This window comes from Meridianimarinicoccus aquatilis (assembly GCF_004358675.1).
GTDB lineage: Bacteria > Pseudomonadota > Alphaproteobacteria > Rhodobacterales > Rhodobacteraceae > Meridianimarinicoccus > Meridianimarinicoccus aquatilis.
In genome coordinates, this window is the sequence record NZ_SMZO01000056.1 from 1 (window position 1) to 17,500 (window position 17,500).

At 59.8% G+C, this 17,500-nt stretch carries 14 protein-coding genes and 1 rRNA gene (1 of these 15 cut by a window edge); 11 read left to right on the plus strand and 4 right to left on the minus strand.

Going from position 1 to position 17,500, the window contains the following annotated elements; genetic code table 11:
* A partial coding sequence (locus E2L05_RS17060) for a DNA polymerase IV (protein WP_133344042.1) occupies positions 1-1,089 on the minus strand: 1,089 nt, incomplete at its 3' end.
* 118 nt (positions 1,090-1,207) lie between these two features.
* Positions 1,208-1,909 carry an orotidine-5'-phosphate decarboxylase gene (gene pyrF, locus E2L05_RS17065; RefSeq protein WP_133344043.1) on the minus strand — a complete coding sequence of 234 codons (702 nt, stop codon included), beginning with the start codon at positions 1,907-1,909 and terminating at the stop codon, positions 1,208-1,210.
* A gap of 197 nt (positions 1,910-2,106) precedes the next feature.
* Between pyrF and clpB the strand changes: the two genes are divergently transcribed.
* Positions 2,107-4,722 (plus strand): ATP-dependent chaperone ClpB, encoded by a 2,616-nt coding sequence (gene clpB, locus E2L05_RS17070; RefSeq protein WP_133344044.1) that lies wholly within the window; start codon positions 2,107-2,109, stop codon positions 4,720-4,722.
* 167 nt (positions 4,723-4,889) lie between these two features.
* On the opposite strand, the gene E2L05_RS17075 is transcribed toward clpB, so the two are convergent.
* Both E2L05_RS17075 and E2L05_RS17080 read right to left on the minus strand, forming a co-directional pair.
* Positions 4,890-5,630, minus strand: a complete 741-nt coding sequence (locus tag E2L05_RS17075) for a VPLPA-CTERM sorting domain-containing protein (RefSeq protein WP_243722037.1) — start codon at positions 5,628-5,630, stop codon at positions 4,890-4,892.
* Between the two features lie 172 nt (positions 5,631-5,802).
* A complete protein-coding gene (locus E2L05_RS17080) occupies positions 5,803-6,282 on the minus strand; it encodes a fasciclin domain-containing protein (RefSeq protein ID WP_133344045.1) in 480 nt (159 codons plus the stop codon).
* Between the two features lie 237 nt (positions 6,283-6,519).
* Between E2L05_RS17080 and E2L05_RS17085 the strand changes: the two genes are divergently transcribed.
* The 10 genes from E2L05_RS17085 to E2L05_RS17130 all read left to right on the plus strand — a co-directional run.
* Positions 6,520-7,404, plus strand: coding sequence for a LysR family transcriptional regulator (locus E2L05_RS17085; protein ID WP_133344046.1), 885 nt, complete (start codon positions 6,520-6,522; stop codon positions 7,402-7,404).
* A gap of 87 nt (positions 7,405-7,491) precedes the next feature.
* Complete coding sequence (locus E2L05_RS17090; protein WP_133344047.1) at positions 7,492-7,968, plus strand: formate dehydrogenase subunit gamma; 477 nt, start codon at positions 7,492-7,494, stop codon at positions 7,966-7,968.
* On the plus strand, positions 7,965-9,482 hold the full coding sequence (locus E2L05_RS17095; RefSeq protein ID WP_133344048.1) for a formate dehydrogenase beta subunit: 1,518 nt from the start codon (positions 7,965-7,967) through the stop codon (positions 9,480-9,482). Before E2L05_RS17090 ends, E2L05_RS17095 begins: the two co-directional genes overlap by 4 nt.
* A 64-nt stretch (positions 9,483-9,546) precedes the next feature.
* Positions 9,547-12,444 (plus strand): formate dehydrogenase subunit alpha, encoded by a 2,898-nt coding sequence (gene fdhF, locus E2L05_RS17100; RefSeq protein ID WP_133344049.1) that lies wholly within the window; start codon positions 9,547-9,549, stop codon positions 12,442-12,444.
* Positions 12,445-12,446: 2 nt separating this feature from the next.
* Positions 12,447-13,265: a formate dehydrogenase accessory sulfurtransferase FdhD gene (fdhD, locus tag E2L05_RS17105; RefSeq protein ID WP_133344050.1), complete on the plus strand. Its 819-nt coding sequence runs from the start codon at positions 12,447-12,449 to the stop codon at positions 13,263-13,265.
* On the plus strand, positions 13,255-13,473 hold the full coding sequence (locus E2L05_RS17110) for a formate dehydrogenase subunit delta (RefSeq protein WP_133344051.1): 219 nt from the start codon (positions 13,255-13,257) through the stop codon (positions 13,471-13,473). Before fdhD ends, E2L05_RS17110 begins: the two co-directional genes overlap by 11 nt.
* A gap of 111 nt (positions 13,474-13,584) precedes the next feature.
* Complete coding sequence (locus tag E2L05_RS17115) at positions 13,585-15,075, plus strand: FMN-binding glutamate synthase family protein (RefSeq protein ID WP_133344052.1); 1,491 nt, start codon at positions 13,585-13,587, stop codon at positions 15,073-15,075.
* 88 nt (positions 15,076-15,163) lie between these two features.
* Positions 15,164-16,063, plus strand: coding sequence for a protein-methionine-sulfoxide reductase catalytic subunit MsrP (gene msrP / locus E2L05_RS17120; protein ID WP_133344053.1), 900 nt, complete (start codon positions 15,164-15,166; stop codon positions 16,061-16,063).
* A complete protein-coding gene (gene msrQ, locus E2L05_RS17125) occupies positions 16,063-16,710 on the plus strand; it encodes a protein-methionine-sulfoxide reductase heme-binding subunit MsrQ (RefSeq protein ID WP_133344054.1) in 648 nt (215 codons plus the stop codon). Before msrP ends, msrQ begins: the two co-directional genes overlap by 1 nt.
* 568 nt (positions 16,711-17,278) lie before the next feature.
* Positions 17,279-17,500: ribosomal RNA gene (locus E2L05_RS17130) — 16S ribosomal RNA — on the plus strand; it runs 1,242 nt beyond the window's last position.

The following is a 17,500-nucleotide window of genomic DNA, read 5'->3' on the forward strand; positions in this document are numbered from 1 at the left end:
CAGGCGAAATGGTCCGTCCACGTTGGCGCGGTCCAGCAGGCTGCGCGCTTCGCGGTATATTGTGTCGGCCAATTGCGTCGGGTCGTGTAGGGCATGGCGGCGCGTGACGACGGCGTGGGATGATTGTTTTATCTTCAGGGTTACGACACGCCCCGCGAGTTCCTTGGCCTTGGCCCGGTCGGCCACCTGCTGCGACAGCCGCCAAAGATGCCCATCCAGAATATCGTCATGGGCTGTGTCTTCGGAAAAAGTCGTTTCTTTACTGATGGATTTCACAGGGTTGCGGGCCGAGATGCGGCGGCGGTCCTGTCCCCTTGCGAGGTTCCACAGTCGGTCACCGAAGCTGCCGAAACGGGCTGACAGATCGCGCCTGTCCCAGCGGCGGAGGTCGTCGAAGGTGCGGATGCCAGCGGCGTCGAGTGCGGCCTGTGTGGCCCCGCCGACGCCCCAGATCATCCGGACCGGTTTGTCTTTCAGGAAGGCGGCGGTTTCGGCCTTGCCGATCACCGAAAAGCCGCGCGGTTTATCGAGATCGGAGGCGACTTTGGCCAGAAACTTGTTGTGCGACAGGCCGACGGAGCCGGTCAGGCCGAGTTCCGTTTCCATGTCGCGCACCAGTCGGGCCAGCATTACGGCAGGCGGTGCGCCGTGTAGTTTGGCGGTGCCTGTGAGGTCAAGAAAGGCTTCATCAAGGGATAGCGGTTCAATGGAAGGCGTCAGCGATTCCATTAGGTTACGGATCGCGCGAGAGGCTTCTGCATAGGCGTCCATGCGGCCTTTGACGGTCACCGCTTCGGGGCAGAGTTGCAGCGCCTTGAACATGGGCATCGCGGAACGGACGCCTTTGATCCGGGCGATGTAGCAGGCGGTGGACACCACCCCGCGCCGCCCCCCGCCGATGATCACCGGCTTGTCGCGCAATTCGGGGTTATCCCGTTTTTCGACAGAGGCATAGAAAGCGTCGCAATCCATATGCGCGATGGACAGATCGAAAAGTTCGGGATGCGACAGCACGCGCGGAGAGAGACAGGCCGGGCAGCGCCGGCCGGTTTCGAAAGGGGTTAGGCAGTCGCGGCAAAGGGCGGGCATGGGGGCCTTGAGGCGGCAAAAACAGGTGTATGAATCGTGTATGACACGTGTAGGAGTCTTGTCGGACTCTTTTATGCCATGTCATGAGGCAGAGTCCCGCAGGCCGATGCGAGGGCCGTTAGCTGAGTTCCGCCAGAATTGCCTGAGCGGCGGCGCGTGGGTCGTCAGCTTGCCAAATCGGGCGACCGACGACGATGTGGTCGGCACCGGCGGCAATGGCGGCGGCCGGCGTGGCGACGCGTTTCTGGTCGCCTTTGTCCGCACCAGCGGGGCGCACGCCGGGGGTGACGATCAGGCGGCCCGCCGATTCTGGCAGGGCGCGGATCAATGCCGCTTCGTTTGGCGAGGCAATTACGCCATCAGCCCCGGCATCAAACGCGCGCCCGGCCCGCTCTGCCACCAGGTCGGGGATCGCGCCGTCACGGATCAGCGCATCGTCAAGATCAGCCCGGTCCAGCGAGGTCAGGATGGTCACGCCGAGAATTTTCATGTTCGACCCGGCCGCGCCTTGTTTCGCGGCGCGGACAACGTGGGGGTCGCCATGCACCGTCAGAAAGTCGAGGTCGAACTGGGCCAGCCCGCGTACGGCGGCTTCGACTGTTGCGCCGATGTCGAACAGCTTCATGTCGAGAAAGATGCGCTTGCCGTGCTCTGCCTTCAGCTCGTTGGCCAAAGCCAGCCCGCCGCCCGTGAGCATCCCCAGCCCGATCTTGTAGAAACTGACCGCATCGCCGATTTTGTTGGCAAGGTTCAGCCCGCTGAGCGCGTCAGGCACATCAAGAGCCAGGATCAGGCGGTCATCGCTGTGAGATTGGGTCATGTCGGGCTCCGCTATTGAGTTGGTGGGTGATGGCGTTTGGTGCGGCGCGTTGTCAAGCCGCAGGGCGCGATGCGCTTTGTCAAAGGGCCAGTCTTGCGCGGGCAGCGTGCGCTCCCCACATATCAGTCGAGGCCCGACGATCCTGTGCCGCACTTTGGGCGGGATACCACCGGGCGCTTTATGAAAAGGAGACTGCCATGAATTTGGAGAAATTCACGGAGCGGTCGCGCGGATTCTTGCAAGCTGCGCAGACCATCGCGATGCGGGATAACCATCAAAAGCTGGCCCCGGAACACTTGTTGAAGGCCCTGTTGGACGACGAAGAAGGCTTTGCCACAACGTTGATCAAACGGGCAGGCGGCGCGCCTGAGCGCGTGCGCGAGGCGACCGAACTGTCGCTGTCGAAAATGCCGAAGGTCAGCGGCGATGCCGGTCAGACCTATATGGATCAGCAAACCGCCAAGGTTTTGGACGAAGCCGAAAAGCTTGCCCAGAAGGCCGGGGATAGTTTCGTTCCTGTGGAGCGGATCCTGACGGCGCTTGCCATGGTCAAGTCAAAGGCGCGCGAGGCGCTTGAGGCGGGGGCCGTGTCTGCTCAGAAGCTGAACGAAGCGGTGAACGATTTGCGTAAAGGCCGCACAGCGGACAGCGCCACAGCCGAGGACGGTTATGAAGCGTTGAAGAAGTTCGCCCGCGATCTGACCGAAGCGGCGCGGGACGGCAAGATTGACCCCATCATCGGCCGCGACGAAGAGATTCGCCGCACGATGCAGGTGTTGTCGCGCCGGACCAAGAACAACCCGGTTCTGATCGGGGAGCCCGGTGTTGGTAAGACCGCCATCGCCGAGGGTCTTGCCCTGCGCATCATCAACGGGGATGTGCCCGAAAGCCTGCGCGACAAGAAATTGATGGCGCTGGATATGGGTGCGTTGATTGCCGGTGCGAAGTATCGCGGCGAGTTCGAGGAGCGTTTGAAGTCGATTCTGAATGAAATCACCGCTGCGGCGGGCGAGATTATTCTGTTCATCGACGAGATGCACACGCTTGTCGGCGCGGGCAAGGCGGATGGCGCCATGGATGCGGCCAACCTGATCAAGCCGGCGCTTGCGCGGGGCGAATTGCACTGTGTGGGCGCGACCACGCTGGATGAGTACCGCAAGCATGTGGAAAAGGATGCGGCGCTTGCGCGGCGGTTCCAGCCCGTTCTGGTCGAAGAGCCCACGGTGGAGGACACGGTGAGCATTCTGCGCGGCATCAAGGAAAAGTATGAACTGCACCATGGTGTGCGGATCAGCGATTCTGCCTTGGTGGCGGCGGCGACCCTGAGCAATCGCTATATCACCGACCGGTTCTTGCCGGACAAGGCGATTGACCTTGTGGACGAAGCAGCGAGCCGTTTGCGCATGGCTGTGGACAGCAAGCCCGAAGAGCTGGACGCGTTGGACCGGCAGATCCTGCAATTGCAGATCGAGGCCGAGGCCCTGAAGAAAGAAGACGATCAGGCGTCGCGGGACCGGCTTGAAAAGCTGGAAGTCGAGTTGTCGGGTTTGCAGCAGCGGTCATCAGAGATGACAGTGAAGTGGCAGGCCGAGCGCGACAAGCTGGCCGGTGCGCGCGATCTGAAGGAACAGTTGGACCGGGCGCGGGCCGAGTTGGATCAGGCCAAGCGTGAGGGCAATCTGGCGCGGGCTGGTGAGTTGTCTTACGGCGTGATCCCGCAGCTTGAGCGTCAGCTTGAAGGGGCGGAAGACACCGAGAGTGACGTGATGGTTGGCGAAGCGGTGCTTCCCGAGCAGATCGCCGGTGTTGTCGAACGCTGGACCGGAATTCCTGTGGCAAAGATGCTGGAGGGCGAGAGGGACAAGCTGCTTCGTATGGAAGACGAGTTGGGCAAGCGCGTGATCGGGCAAGGTGCAGCGGTCAAGGCCGTCGCCAATGCGGTGCGCCGGGCGCGTGCCGGGTTGCACGACGAGAACCGGCCATTGGGCAGTTTTCTGTTCCTTGGGCCAACCGGCGTGGGCAAGACCGAGCTGACCAAAGCGGTGGCCGAGTATCTGTTTGACGATGACAGCGCGATGGTTCGGATCGACATGTCGGAGTTCATGGAAAAGCACGCTGTTGCGCGGCTGATCGGGGCGCCTCCGGGGTATGTTGGCTATGACGAAGGCGGTGTTCTGACCGAAGCGGTGCGGCGGCGTCCGTATCAGGTGATCCTGTTTGACGAAGTTGAAAAGGCGCATCCTGATGTGTTCAACGTGCTTCTTCAGGTGCTGGACGATGGTATTCTGACTGATGGTCAGGGGCGCCGGGTCGATTTCAAGCAGACGCTGATCGTGTTGACGTCGAACCTGGGGGCGCAAGCGCTGAGCCAACTGCCGGAAGGCGGGGATATCGCGGCGGCGCGCCGGGATGTGATGGATGCGGTGCGGGCCCATTTCCGCCCCGAATTCCTGAACCGGCTTGATGAGACGATCATCTTTGACCGCCTGTCGCGGGACGACATGACCGGTATCGTTGATATCCAGCTCGCCCAGTTGGAGCGCCGTCTGGCGGCCCGTAAGATCACGCTGACGCTGGATTCGGATGCGCGCAAGTGGCTGGCGGATGAAGGGTACGACCCTGTCTTTGGGGCGCGGCCTTTGAAGCGGGTGATTCAGCGGGCTGTGCAGGATCCGTTGGCAGAGATGATCCTGTCCGGCGATCTGCTTGATGGGTCGACCTTGCCGGTGACGGCGGGCGCTGATGGGCTGCTCATTGGCGACCGGGTTGGCAGCACAGGCAAGCCAAAGCCGGAAGACGCGGTCATTCACTGACCTTGCGACAAGAAAAAGCCCCGGCTGTCATGGCCGGGGCTTCCGCGGGATTACTCTTTAACCTGTGTGCCGATCGGCATTTTTAATCTGAAACCAATGCGTGCCTGTGCGGCCCGCACTCTTGTCCCGCTCCCGGCTGCCTTGGGGCGCAACCGGTACCTTGTGTGTCAGGCCTGCTTTGAGCGGCGCGCGCGCACTGCACCCAGTCCGCCGACCCCAGCAAGCAACATCCAAAGAGCTGCGGGAAGCGGTACGGGGGCGGCGGTGATTTCACCGGCTGCCACCGGGATGAAGTTCGAGTACCCCGCGCCCATGATGTCGAGCGGGCTTGTGCCGTCAGACACGCCGCCAACCCCGTCGGGGATAAACGCGCCGTGGATTACAATTTCGCGGAAATCGAGTGGAAACAGGTCAGACGCTGTAACACCGGTGTTCAGTGCGCCGGTGGTGGCCAGGTCGAATGTGTAGTCGAACATCAGCATGCCGTCGGTGCCGACGGCTGGAAACCCGCTGAACCCATTGCCGGTGTTGCCTTCGTCGAAGAGCGACAACAAGATGCCGCCATAGGAGGGGACACCCTCGATGAGGTCGATAAAGCCATCGCCGTCGCCGCCATTTGCAGGATCGTCTGCTGCGATGGTGGGTGTCACGGAATCGATGGCCGAGCCATCGGAATTGTTTGACCCGTGAATGTGCTGAACATGGAGCATGCCGGGTTCAAAGCCTTGGCCCCGAATACTGACGCCCAGCGTGTTTGCAATATTATCGTAAACAAGTGCTGCCGTGGCGGAGCCGCCAAGGCCGTTGATATCCCTGAGGTTTGCTTCGTAGTTGAACGTGCCGGATTGGGCTGCGCTCGCGGCTGCAATCACGATGGCAGTTGCCATCGGAAGATTTGGTAGTCGCATTGCTTTCCCTTCTCATGTCTTTGGTGACCTGTGTTGGTCAATGAAGGCACGGGGTCAGCACCTGAGAAGTTTCACACGCAATTGATTTATTTTGCGAACGACTGGCCGCAATGGAAAAAGGCCCCGATCTTCAAGATCAGGGCCTGATAACGCTGCGGTTGGTTTGCAGGGTTTACATGCTTGGGAGGATCACACTGTCAATCACGTGGATAACGCCATTGCTTGTCTCGATATCGGCCGTTGTGACGGTGGCGCCGTCAACCATGACAACACCCTCCTCGATTGTGATCGTGACCGACTGGCCATTGACGGTTTCTGCGGTCATGCCATCAGAAAGATCACTGGACATGACTTTGCCCGGTACGACGTGATATGTCAGCACGCCGGTCAACGATGGGATATTCTCAAGCAAAGTTGGAACCGTGCCCTCGGGAAGAAGGGAAAATGCGTCGTCGGTCGGGGCGAAAACAGTGAACGGACCCTCGCCCTTGAGGGTGTCTACCAGGCCAGCGGCTTCGACGGCAGCGACAAGAGTTGTGAAGTTTCCGGCAGCGACGGCTGTATCCACGATATCGGCACTGTGACCTTCGGCAAAAGCCGGGGCTGCCACAATGGTGGACAGGGCAATCGCGGTCATTGTAGTACGGATCATTCGAAGTCTCCTGATGTTGCAAGAGGCGGTATCTTCCGCCGTTGCAGAGAGTTAGAGCTGGTTTTTGCGTGTCCAATGGCTGCACATTTACCAGACTGGCTTGACCGTTTGGGTTTGCTCGCTAAGCCCGCTCAACGCGCGCATTCCACACAAAAAAACGTTATTGGTCGTGACATACGGTTCTGAGGCTGCGCAAGTTTGGCTGGTCTGAAGGCGTTTTCCCGGGGGCTGTTCAAGATGATCGCGAAGCTTGAAATGTTCATTGCGCTGGCCCGCGAGCGGCATTTTGGCCGTGCGGCAGACAGTTTGGGGATTACGCAGCCGACCCTGTCCACCGGGATCAAGCAGCTTGAGGCGCATCTTGGGGTCAAACTGGTGCAACGCGGCTCGCGGTTTGGTGGATTGACGCCCGAAGGCCAGCACACCTTGTTGGCTGCGCGCCAGATCGTTGGCGATGCGCGGCGTTTGCGCGACGAAATGCGGGCGACCCGGCTGGGTTTGTCTGGGAAGGTGCGGCTTGCCGTGATCCCGACTGCTTTGACATGGGCGTCGCGGCTGGCGACGAGTTTCAACCGCCAGAACCCCAATGTGGAGTTTTCGATCCTGTCGCGATCTTCCCACGAGGTGCTGACCATGATCGAAACGCTGGAGGCGGATATCGGGTTGTCCTATCTGGACAACGAGCCGTTGGGGCGCGTGACCAATGTGGGCCTGTACCGTGAGACGTATACACTTGTGTGTCATGAAACCCACCCTCTGGCGGCACGGGCGCGCGCCAATTGGGCGGATCTGGCGGATGTGCAGCTCTGTTTGCTGACGCCTGACATGCAAAACAGGCGGATCATCAATCGCAATTTCATGGAGGCAGGCGTGACGCCCTTGTCGCCGATTGAATCGAATTCAACGGTGGTTTTGGTATCGAACGTGGTGGCAGGGCCTTGGGCCACGATCCTGCCCACGGATATGGCCGCGTTTCTGGCAGCGGGTCAGCCGTTGCGGGTTTTGCCGCTGGATGGCGGCGTGCCGGCCCATCAAGTGGGGCTTGTTGCGCCACATCAGGAACCCCAGACGCCCGTATTGCAAGCCTTGATGACTCATGGGCGCGACATGGCGATTGATTGATAAACCAAATCGATCAACGGAATTTCAATATTGAATTTTTAATGCAAGTTTGACTACGAGGAAAGGAATAACCGCCGGGAGACTCTTATGACACGCCATGCCGCAGCGCCGACAGTCGCGGAACTTAGTGACTTGATCGCGCCGCATTTGCACCTTGAGGGGCCGTTGTTGCCGATACTGCACGCGCTTCAAGACGCGTTTGGCCATGTTCCCGAGGCGGCCATGCCCCTGATCACCGAGGCGCTGAATATCACGCGGGCCGAATTGCATGGCGTGATGTCGTTTTATCATGACTTTCGCGACGTTCCGGCGGGGCGGCACGTGGTCAAGATTTGCCGGGCCGAGGCGTGTCAGGCGGTCGGCGGGACCGAATTGGCCGAGGCGACGCTCGCGCGGCTTGGTGTGGCGTGGCACGGCACGACGGCCAATGGCGCGGTCACGATTGAGCCGGTCTATTGCCTTGGGCTGTGTGCCTGCGGGCCTGCGGCGATGGTGGATGACAAGGTCATCGGCCGACTCGACAGCGTGCGGATGGATGCCTTGTTGGCGGAGGCGGGCGCATGAAGGTCTATGTTCCCGGCGATAGCGCTGCTAAATCGGTCGGAGCAGATGATGTGGCGGCCGCCATTGCGTCAGAGGCCGCTTTGCGGGGGCTGGATGTTGAGATCATCCGCAACGGGACGCGCGGGATGATCTGGCTTGAGCCGTTGGTCGAAGTGGATCGCGGCGCGGGGCGCGAAGCGTTTGGTCCGGTCACTGTGGCCGATGTGCCGGGCTTGCTGGATGGTACGCTGGATGGGCTCGGCCTGACCGATGATCTGGAATGGATGAAACGGCAGACGCGGCTGACCTTTGCCCGCTGCGGTGTGATCGACCCGCTGTCACTGGCCGACTACGAGGCGCATGGTGGGCTTGCCGGGTTGCGCCGGGCGGCGGCGATGACGGGGGCCGAGATTGTCGAAGAAGTGACAGCATCGGGCTTGCGCGGTCGCGGCGGTGCGGGTTTTCCGACGGGCATCAAGTGGAAGACCGTTCTGGAGGCGGACGCGCCGCAGAAATACATCGTGTGCAACGCCGATGAGGGCGATAGCGGCACGTTTGCGGACCGGATGATCATGGAAGGCGACCCCTTCACGCTGATTGAAGGCATGGCGATTGCCGCGCTTGGGGTCGGGGCGCGCAAGGGCTACGTCTATCTTCGGTCAGAATACCCGGATGCGATCGCCGTGATGACGAAGGCGGTGGACCTTGCGCGCAAAGCCGGGGTTCTGGGCGCGGATCTGCTTGGGTCCGGCAGGACGTTCGATATGGAAATCCGCGTTGGCGCCGGGGCGTATGTGTGCGGCGAAGAAACATCGTTGCTCAATAGCCTTGAGGGCAAACGCGGTGTTGTGCGGGCCAAGCCGCCTTTGCCTGCGTTGGAAGGGTTCCTGGGGCGACCGACCGTGGTCAACAATGTCATCAGCCTTGCCACAGTGCCGGTGATTTTCGAGAAGGGCGCGCAGGCCTATGCCGATTTCGGGCTGGGCCGGTCGCGGGGGACGGCGACGTTGCAGATTGCCGGGAACGTCAAGCGCGGCGGGCTTTTTGAAACGGCCTTCGGCATCAGCCTTGGCGATGTGGTGAACGACATTGGCGGCGGGACGGCAACGGGGCGGCCTGTGAAGGCTGTTCAGGTTGGTGGCCCGCTTGGGGCGTATATGCCGGTTTCCAAGTTTGACACGCCCATGGGGTATGAAGAATTCGACCAGAACGGCGGGTTGATTGGTCATGCAGGGCTGGTCGTGTTCGATGATCAGGCAGACATGCTGCAAATGGCCCGCTTTGCCATGGAATTTTGCGCCATCGAAAGTTGCGGTAAGTGTACGCCATGCCGGATCGGGGCGGTGCGCGGTGTGGAAACGATTGACCGGATCGCTGCGGGGGATGCGGGCGCGCAAGAGTTGCTGACTGACCTGTGTGAAACGATGAAGGATGGATCGCTGTGCGCCTTGGGGGGCTTTACGCCATTTCCCGTCATGTCAGCGCTGACGCAGTTTCCGGATGATTTTGCCACCAAGCAGGAGGCCGCGGAATGACACGGAAGACTTTCGGGAAATCTCTTGGGGTATATGATGTGAAGCTGGTTGGCGGGGGGACGGCATGAAAGACTTTATTCTCCCAAGCGATGATCGTGATATGGGCACGCCTGCACAGACCGGCGCTCCGGTTACGCTGACCATCGACGGCTTCGACGTGACGGTTCCAGAAGGGACGTCCGTCATGCGAGCTGCGGCCGAAGCGGGCATTCAGGTGCCCAAGCTGTGCGCCACTGACAGCCTTGACGCGTTCGGGTCCTGCCGTTTGTGCGTTGTCGAGATCGAAGGTCGGCGGGGCACGCCTGCGTCCTGCACGACGCCGGTGGCCGAGGGCATGGTGGTGCGCACCCAAAGCGGCAAGGTGCAAAAAATCCGTAAGGGCGTGATGGAGCTGTATATCTCTGATCATCCGTTGGATTGCCTGACCTGTGCGGCCAATGGCGATTGCGAATTGCAGGATATGGCCGGTGCCGTGGGTCTGCGTGATGTGCGCTACACCGCGCCAGAGGGCGCCGGGCTGTCGAACCATTTTGAGGCACGCAACACCAGCGGTGAGGCCAACCCCAACTGGACGGCCAAGGATGAGAGCAACCCGTATTTTACCTATGATCCGGCCAAGTGCATCGTTTGCTCGCGCTGTGTGCGGGCCTGTGAAGAGGTGCAGGGCACCTTTGCGCTGACCATTGAGGGGCGCGGGTTTGACAGCCGGGTCAAAGCGGGCGGACCGGCGGACAGTTTCCTGACCTCGGATTGCGTAAGCTGCGGGGCGTGCGTGGCGGCCTGCCCGACAGCGACGCTTCAAGAGAACTCTGTGATCGAAATCGGCACTCCAGAGCGGTCTGTGATCACCACTTGCGCCTATTGCGGTGTGGGATGTTCGTTCAAGGCCGAACTGAACGGCGATCAGCTGGTGCGCATGGTTCCCTATAAGAACGGCAAGGCGAACCGGGGGCATAGCTGTGTAAAAGGGCGTTTCGCTTATGGCTATGCTGCGCATCAGGACCGTATTCTGAAACCCATGATCCGCGAGGCGATCACCGATCCCTGGCAAGAGGTCAGTTGGGATGAAGCGCTGGGCTTTGCCGCTGATCGTATGCGCGCTCTTCAGCAAAAGCACGGGCGGCGGTCGATCGGGGTGATCACTTCAAGCCGCTGCACGAACGAGGAAACGTTTCTTGTTCAGAAGCTGGCGCGCGGCGTGTTCATGAACAACAACACCGATACCTGTGCGCGGGTGTGTCATTCGCCCACCGGGTACGGGCTTGGCCAGACATTTGGCACGTCGGCGGGCACGCAGAATTTTGACAGCGTTGAGCAGACCGATGTCGTGATTGTTATCGGCGCCAACCCGACGGATGGGCACCCGGTCTTTGCTTCGCGTTTGAAAAAACGGTTGCGACAGGGCGCGAAGCTGATCGTGATTGATCCACGCCGGATCGATCTGGTGAAATCCGCGCATATCGAGGCGTCCCATCACCTTGCGCTGCGGCCTGGCACCAACGTTTCGGTCGTGACGGCGCTCGCCCATGTGATCGTCACCGAAGGGTTGATGGACGAAGCTTATATCCGTGAGCGGTGCGATTGGGACGCGTTTCAGGATTATGCCGAGTTCGTGCGCGACCCGCGCCACAGCCCTGAAGCGACCGAGATTCTGACGGGCGTTCCGGCAGCGGAGTTGCGCGCGGCGGCCCGGTTGTTTGCCACGGGCGGCAATGGCGCGATCTATTACGGGCTGGGCGTGACCGAGCACAGCCAAGGGTCGACCACCGTCATCGGTATTGCGAACCTTGCCATGCTCACGGGTAATGTGGGCCGTGAGGGCGTCGGCGTGAACCCGTTGCGCGGGCAGAACAACGTGCAGGGATCGTGCGACATGGGCAGTTTCCCGCATGAATTGCCGGGGTATCGCCATGTGAAGAACGCGGATGTGCGCGGCATCTTTGAACAGGCTTGGGGCGTCCAGATCGACCCAGAGCCAGGGTTGCGCATACCCAATATGTTGGATGCCGCCGTGGAGGGCACTTTCAAGGGGCTGTATTGTCAGGGTGAAGACATTTTGCAGTCTGATCCGGATACCAAGCACGTGGCGGCGGGTCTCGCCGCGATGGAATGTGTTATCGTCCACGATCTTTTCCTGAACGAGACGGCGAATTACGCTCATGTGTTCCTGCCCGGTTCGACCTTTCTTGAAAAAGACGGCACGTTCACCAATGCCGAGCGGCGTATCAATCGCGTGCGCAAGGTCATGGCCCCCCGCAATGGGTATGCCGATTGGGAAGTGACCCAGCTTTTGGCGCAGGCGATGGGGGCTGACTGGGCTTATACCCACCCGTCACAGATCATGGACGAAATCGCGGCGACCACGCCCAGCTTTGCGGGAGTCACCTATGACCTGCTTGAGGAAAAGGGGTCTGTTCAGTGGCCGTGCAATGAAGATCACCCAGACGGCACGCCATTGATGCATGTGGATGGGTTTGTGCGCGGCAAGGGGCGGTTCATCCGTACCGAGTATGTTGCGACCGAGGAAAAGACCGGTCCGCGTTTCCCGCTACTGCTGACCACTGGCCGGATTCTGTCGCAGTATAATGTTGGCGCGCAGACGCGCCGGACCGAGAATGTCGTCTGGCACGAGGCAGATGTGCTGGAAATTCACCCTCACGATGCGGAAGTGCGCGGAATCACCGAAGGGTCTTGGGTCAAGCTTGCCAGCCGGTCCGGGGAAACCGCGCTGCGGGTTGAACTGACGGATCGGGTCAGTCCCGGTGTGGTCTACACGACGTTTCACCATCCCGATACGCAGGCCAATGTGATCACCACCGATTACTCTGACTGGGCCACGAACTGCCCGGAATACAAGGTGACGGCCGTGCAGGTGAGCCTGTCAAATGGTCCAACGGACTGGCAAGAGGATTACGCAGCGCAAGCGGCGCAAGCGCGGCGTATTCTGCCGGCGGCAGAGTGACGATGCCCCACCCCTTGCGCAGCATGCCCGGAATGGCAGTCCGGCAGGACGGGCGGCACACCATTGCCCGTGCCTTGCCCGAGGAAACGCCGGTTGCCATCGTGATGGATGGCAGCACGCAGGCGGTGATGATGACCACGCCCGCCGATCTTGAAGATTTCGCCAAGGGTTTCGCGCTGACCGAAGGGTTCATCGCGTCGCTGGACGAGGTGGAGAGTTTCGAGATTGTAGAGCACGGCGCGGGCATAGAGGCGCGGTTCTGGTTGCAAGGGGACCGGGCGGCAGCGCTCAAGACACGGCGGCGTGCAATGCTGGGCCCGGTCGGGTGCGGGCTGTGCGGGATTGATAGCCTGGAGCAGGCGTTGCGCCCGCTTCCGCAGGTTGGCGGGGCCGGTCTGCGTCTTGATGTGCGTGATGTTGCGTCTGCGACGGATGAACTGCGCAAATTTCAGCCGTTGCACGACCAGACCCGCGCGGTGCACGCGGCGGGGTTTCTGAGGCCTGGCGCGGGGATCGGCTTGGTGCGCGAGGATGTCGGACGGCACAATGCGTTGGACAAGCTGATTGGCGCGATGGCGCGGGACGGGCTGAATGCGCGCGGTGGGGCTTTTGTGCTGACTTCGCGGGTATCGGTCGAGATGGTTCAAAAATGCGCCATGGCGGGGTGCCCCGTACTGATTGCTGCCTCGGCCCCGACCGCACGAGCGTTGCGCCTTGCGCAGGAGGCGGGAATTACGCTGGCTGCCTTTGTCCGCGCGGGCGGCTTCGATCTTTATTCCCATCCTCATCGGATTCAGACAGGAGCCAGTGATGTCGCCTGAAAAAATGATTATGATGGCCAACCAGATCGCGACCTTCTTCAAGACGCAGCCCGGCGATGGTCAGGCGTCTTCGGTCGCGGCCCATATCAACGATTTCTGGGAGCCGCGAATGCGAACCCAGTTGCTGGCTCACGCCGAGGCGGGCGGGGACAGGCTTGATCCGTTGGTCATGCAGGCAATGGCAGAGATCCGTATCCCTGTGGAGTGACGTCAGCGCCCGATGCGGTGGCCGCCCCTGGCCGGTTGCGTGGATTTGTCATTTGCTACTGACCCGGTTCTGTGTCGCTATCTTCCGTGCAGCTAAGCGGAGGGTGCCCCTATGGAATTTGTCGAACGCGGTCTGAACTTTTTGGGCATGATGCTTGTGCTCGGGGTGGCGATTGGCCTGACGGCGATCGTCGTTCTGTTTGTCGTAGATACCTTACAAACCAAGGACGCGATCCGCCGGAACTATCCGGTTTTGGGGCGCTTTCGGTATCTGTTTTCCACCCTTGGCGAGTTTTTCCGCCAGTATTTCTTTGCGATGGATCGTGAAGAAATGCCGTTCAACAGGGCGCAGCGTGGCTGGGTCGAACATGCGGCAAGCGGCACGGGAAACACCATCGCCTTTGGCTCCACCCGAAATATCGAAACGGTTGGCACATCGATTTTCGTGAATTCTGCCTTTCCGCCGCTGGATGAAGAGGCCGCGCCTGCAGCGCCGTTGATGATCGGGCCGGGGGCCAGGGTCCCTTTTGTGGCGCGGTCCTTTTTCAACATTTCCGGCATGAGCTATGGCGCGATTTCGGCACCGGCGGTCAAGGCATTGGCGCTTGGCGCAAAAGAAGCCGGGGTCTGGATGAATACGGGTGAAGGCGGCGTTTCGGATTATCACCTGAAAAGTGGTTGCGATCTGGTCTATCAAATCGGCACGGCAAAATATGGTGTACGAACGCCCGAGGGTCAGTTGGATGACGCCAAACTCGCGGCCGTTGGGGCGCACGAGACCATAAGGATGTTCGAAATCAAGCTTAGCCAGGGCGCCAAGCCGGGCAAGGGCGGTATCCTGCCGGGCGAAAAGGTTACGGAAGAGATCGCCAAAGTGCGCGGTATTGAGGTGGGCAAGACCAGCCATTCCCCCAATCGCCACGAGGAAGTGCATAACTGGGGCGAGCTTCTGGATTTTGTCGGCCATGTACGGGACGTGTCGGGCAAGCCTGTCGGTGTGAAAATGTGCATCGGGTCCGTTGATGGGCTGCGGGAGCTGTTCGAAGAGATCAACGCGCGCGGTGCGGAGTCGGCCCCGGATTTCATAACAATCGATGGCGGCGAGGGCGGCACCGGGGCATCGCCCATGCCACTGATGGATTTGGTGGGTATGCCGATCCGCGATGCGCTTCCGCGCACGGTGGACATGCTGCATGAATTTGGCCTGCGCCAGCGCATCCGCCTGATTGCCAGTGCGAAACTGGTCAATCCGGGCGACGTGGCATGGGCCTTGGCGACGGGTGCGGATTTTGTCGTGTCTGCGCGCGGGTTCATGTTTTCGCTTGGGTGTATTCAGGCGCTGAAATGCAACAGGAACACGTGCCCAACAGGCATAACGACCCACGATCCACGCCTTCAGCAAGGGTTGGTCGTCGAGGACAAATACCGCAAGGTTGCCAACTATGCGACCAGCGTCATCAAGGATGTCGAGATGATCGCGCATTCCGTGGGCGTCGGTGACCCGCGCAAGCTGACCCGTGCCCATGTGCGGGTTGTGCAGCCCAATGGGCGATCAATTCGCATGAATGAGCTGTTTCCAGAGCCGGAACGGATCACGTCCTGAGGTATTTCGCTTACAATTGCGTGATCTGGATTGCTTTGCCCTCTTTTGCTGCGTGACTACGTTATGAACGAAACGCATGGAGGGCATCATGGCCATCAAGACACCTAAGCTGAGCTGGGCCGACGTTACGCCCGAATCCGTATTTGTGAATCGTCGGCAAATTCTGGCAGGCATGGGCGCCCTGTCGCTTGGCGGGATTGCCGGGCGCGGGGTTGCGCAGGGCGATCTGGAACCGAATTCCTATGAGGATATTACCAGCTATAACAATTTCTACGAATTCGGGACCGGCAAGGAAGACCCGGCGCGCTACGCCAGCGCGATGACCACGGACCCATGGTCGATCGAAATTGATGGGCTGGTGGACGCTCCGGGCACTTATGACTTTGCCGAACTTGTCACCGGCATGACCATGGAAGAACGTATCTATCGCTTCCGCTGTGTTGAAGCGTGGTCGATGGTCATTCCGTGGAACGGGTTCGAGCTTGCGCAGCTACTGGATAAGGTGGGCGTGCAGTCCGGTGCGAAATACGTTGCTTTTGAAACCTTGTACCGCCCAGAAGAAATGCGCGGCACGCGCAGCCCGGTGATTGACTGGCCTTATCGTGAAGGGTTGCGGCTGGACGAAGCAATGCATCCTCTGACGATAATGGCGACGGGATTGTACGGGAAGCCCATGCCCAACCAGAACGGTGCGCCGATCCGATTGGTTGTGCCGTGGAAGTACGGGTTCAAATCGATCAAGTCGATTGTGAAGATTTCGTTGGTGGCTGAAGAGCCCAAGACAAGCTGGAACATGATCGCGCCGAATGAATACGGCTTTTATAGCAACGTGAACCCGGCAGTTGACCACCCGCGGTGGAGTCAGGCCACGGAGCGGATGGTGGGCGGTGGGTTATTTGCCTCACGGCAAGATACACTGATGTTCAACGGCTATGAAGAAGATGTGGCAGCACTTTATGACGGCATGGATTTGCAGAAGTCGTTCTGATGGGCTTGGCTGATCCGATCAACAAGACGGTGCGCCGCGTGCCGGTCTGGAGCGTCTATTTGATGGGGGCCGTCCCGATGGGGTGGCTCTTCTATCAGGGGGCGACAGGCGGGCTTGGTCCTGAACCGATCAAGGCGCTGGAGCATCGCTATGGGTTGATAGCGCTGCAACTGTTGGTGGCAGGACTTTGCATCACCCCGCTGATCCGGTTTGTTCGGATCAACTTAATGCGGTTCCGTCGGGCTATCGGTGTATTGGCCTTTTCCTATGTGGCGGCGCATTTGCTGGTCTGGCTAGTGTTGGATCTGCGGTCGATTGCGCTGATCTGGTCAGATATCGTGAAGCGCCCGTACATCACCATCGGCATGGTTGGCTTTCTGTGCCTGCAGCCATTGGCAATGACATCCAACAACTGGTCCGTGCGGCGGTTGGGGCCGCTGTGGCGGAAATTGCACAAGCTGACCTATCTGGCAGTGCTGCTTGGTGCAGTGCACTTCGTAATGCTGGTCAAAGGCTGGCAATGGGAGCCACTGTTGTACTTGGGGGCTATCGTGTGCCTGCTTGCATTGCGAATCCCAGCAATACAGGGGCCGTTGCTGCAGGTGCGCGGTGGCGCAATGAAATCAGCCCATCCGCGAGGAGGCTGACGCTGGGATATGCCCCTGCGTCACCGCTCAATTTCCCATAACTCATTGATAAAAATACATTTTCTCTTTTTCTTATGAAAAGTTCTTTTTTGTGTGAGAAACTGCTTGCGCCTTTTGTTTGGTCTGTTTAGACACCCCTTCACCGACGGGGCGGCGACGCACTGACGGGGAACGGGCCGGACGGTTGCTTAGGCAGCCAAGCGGTTTCGGGAACAAGAATTTGGGCAGATTTGAGCGGGTAGCGCCAAGTAGATTTGGCGGTACACGGTTGATTTTGTCTCTGGGCTTTTCGGGGCCCGCGCTTTTTGACAATTGAGTATCTGAAGAGATATGTGGGCGGTTTGGTCTGTTCGATGGATCAGCCTCTTTCATATCAACGCTTCTAGGGCTTTTGGGTCCGATGATGAAGTGTCAGCTTCACTGTTTGTCGGTATCACGTTTCTTTGGAAACTGATGCACGAGAAACAGAAGATGTTTGGTGCGAGACTGTTGCGCTCAAGTAGCGAAGCGGTAGCGCATTGAATGATGTGCAGAGGTTCGAACGTCAAGGATACACCTTCGGGTGTTTCAACTTGAGAGTTTGATCCTGGCTCAGAACGAACGCTGGCGGCAGGCCTAACACATGCAAGTCGAGCGAGATCTTCGGATCTAGCGGCGGACGGGTTAGTAACGCGTGGGAATATGCCCAATGGTAGGGAATAGCCTCTGGAAACGGAGAGTAATACCCTATGAGCCCTTCGGGGGAAAGATTTATCGCCATTGGATTAGCCCGCGTTGGATTAGGTAGTTG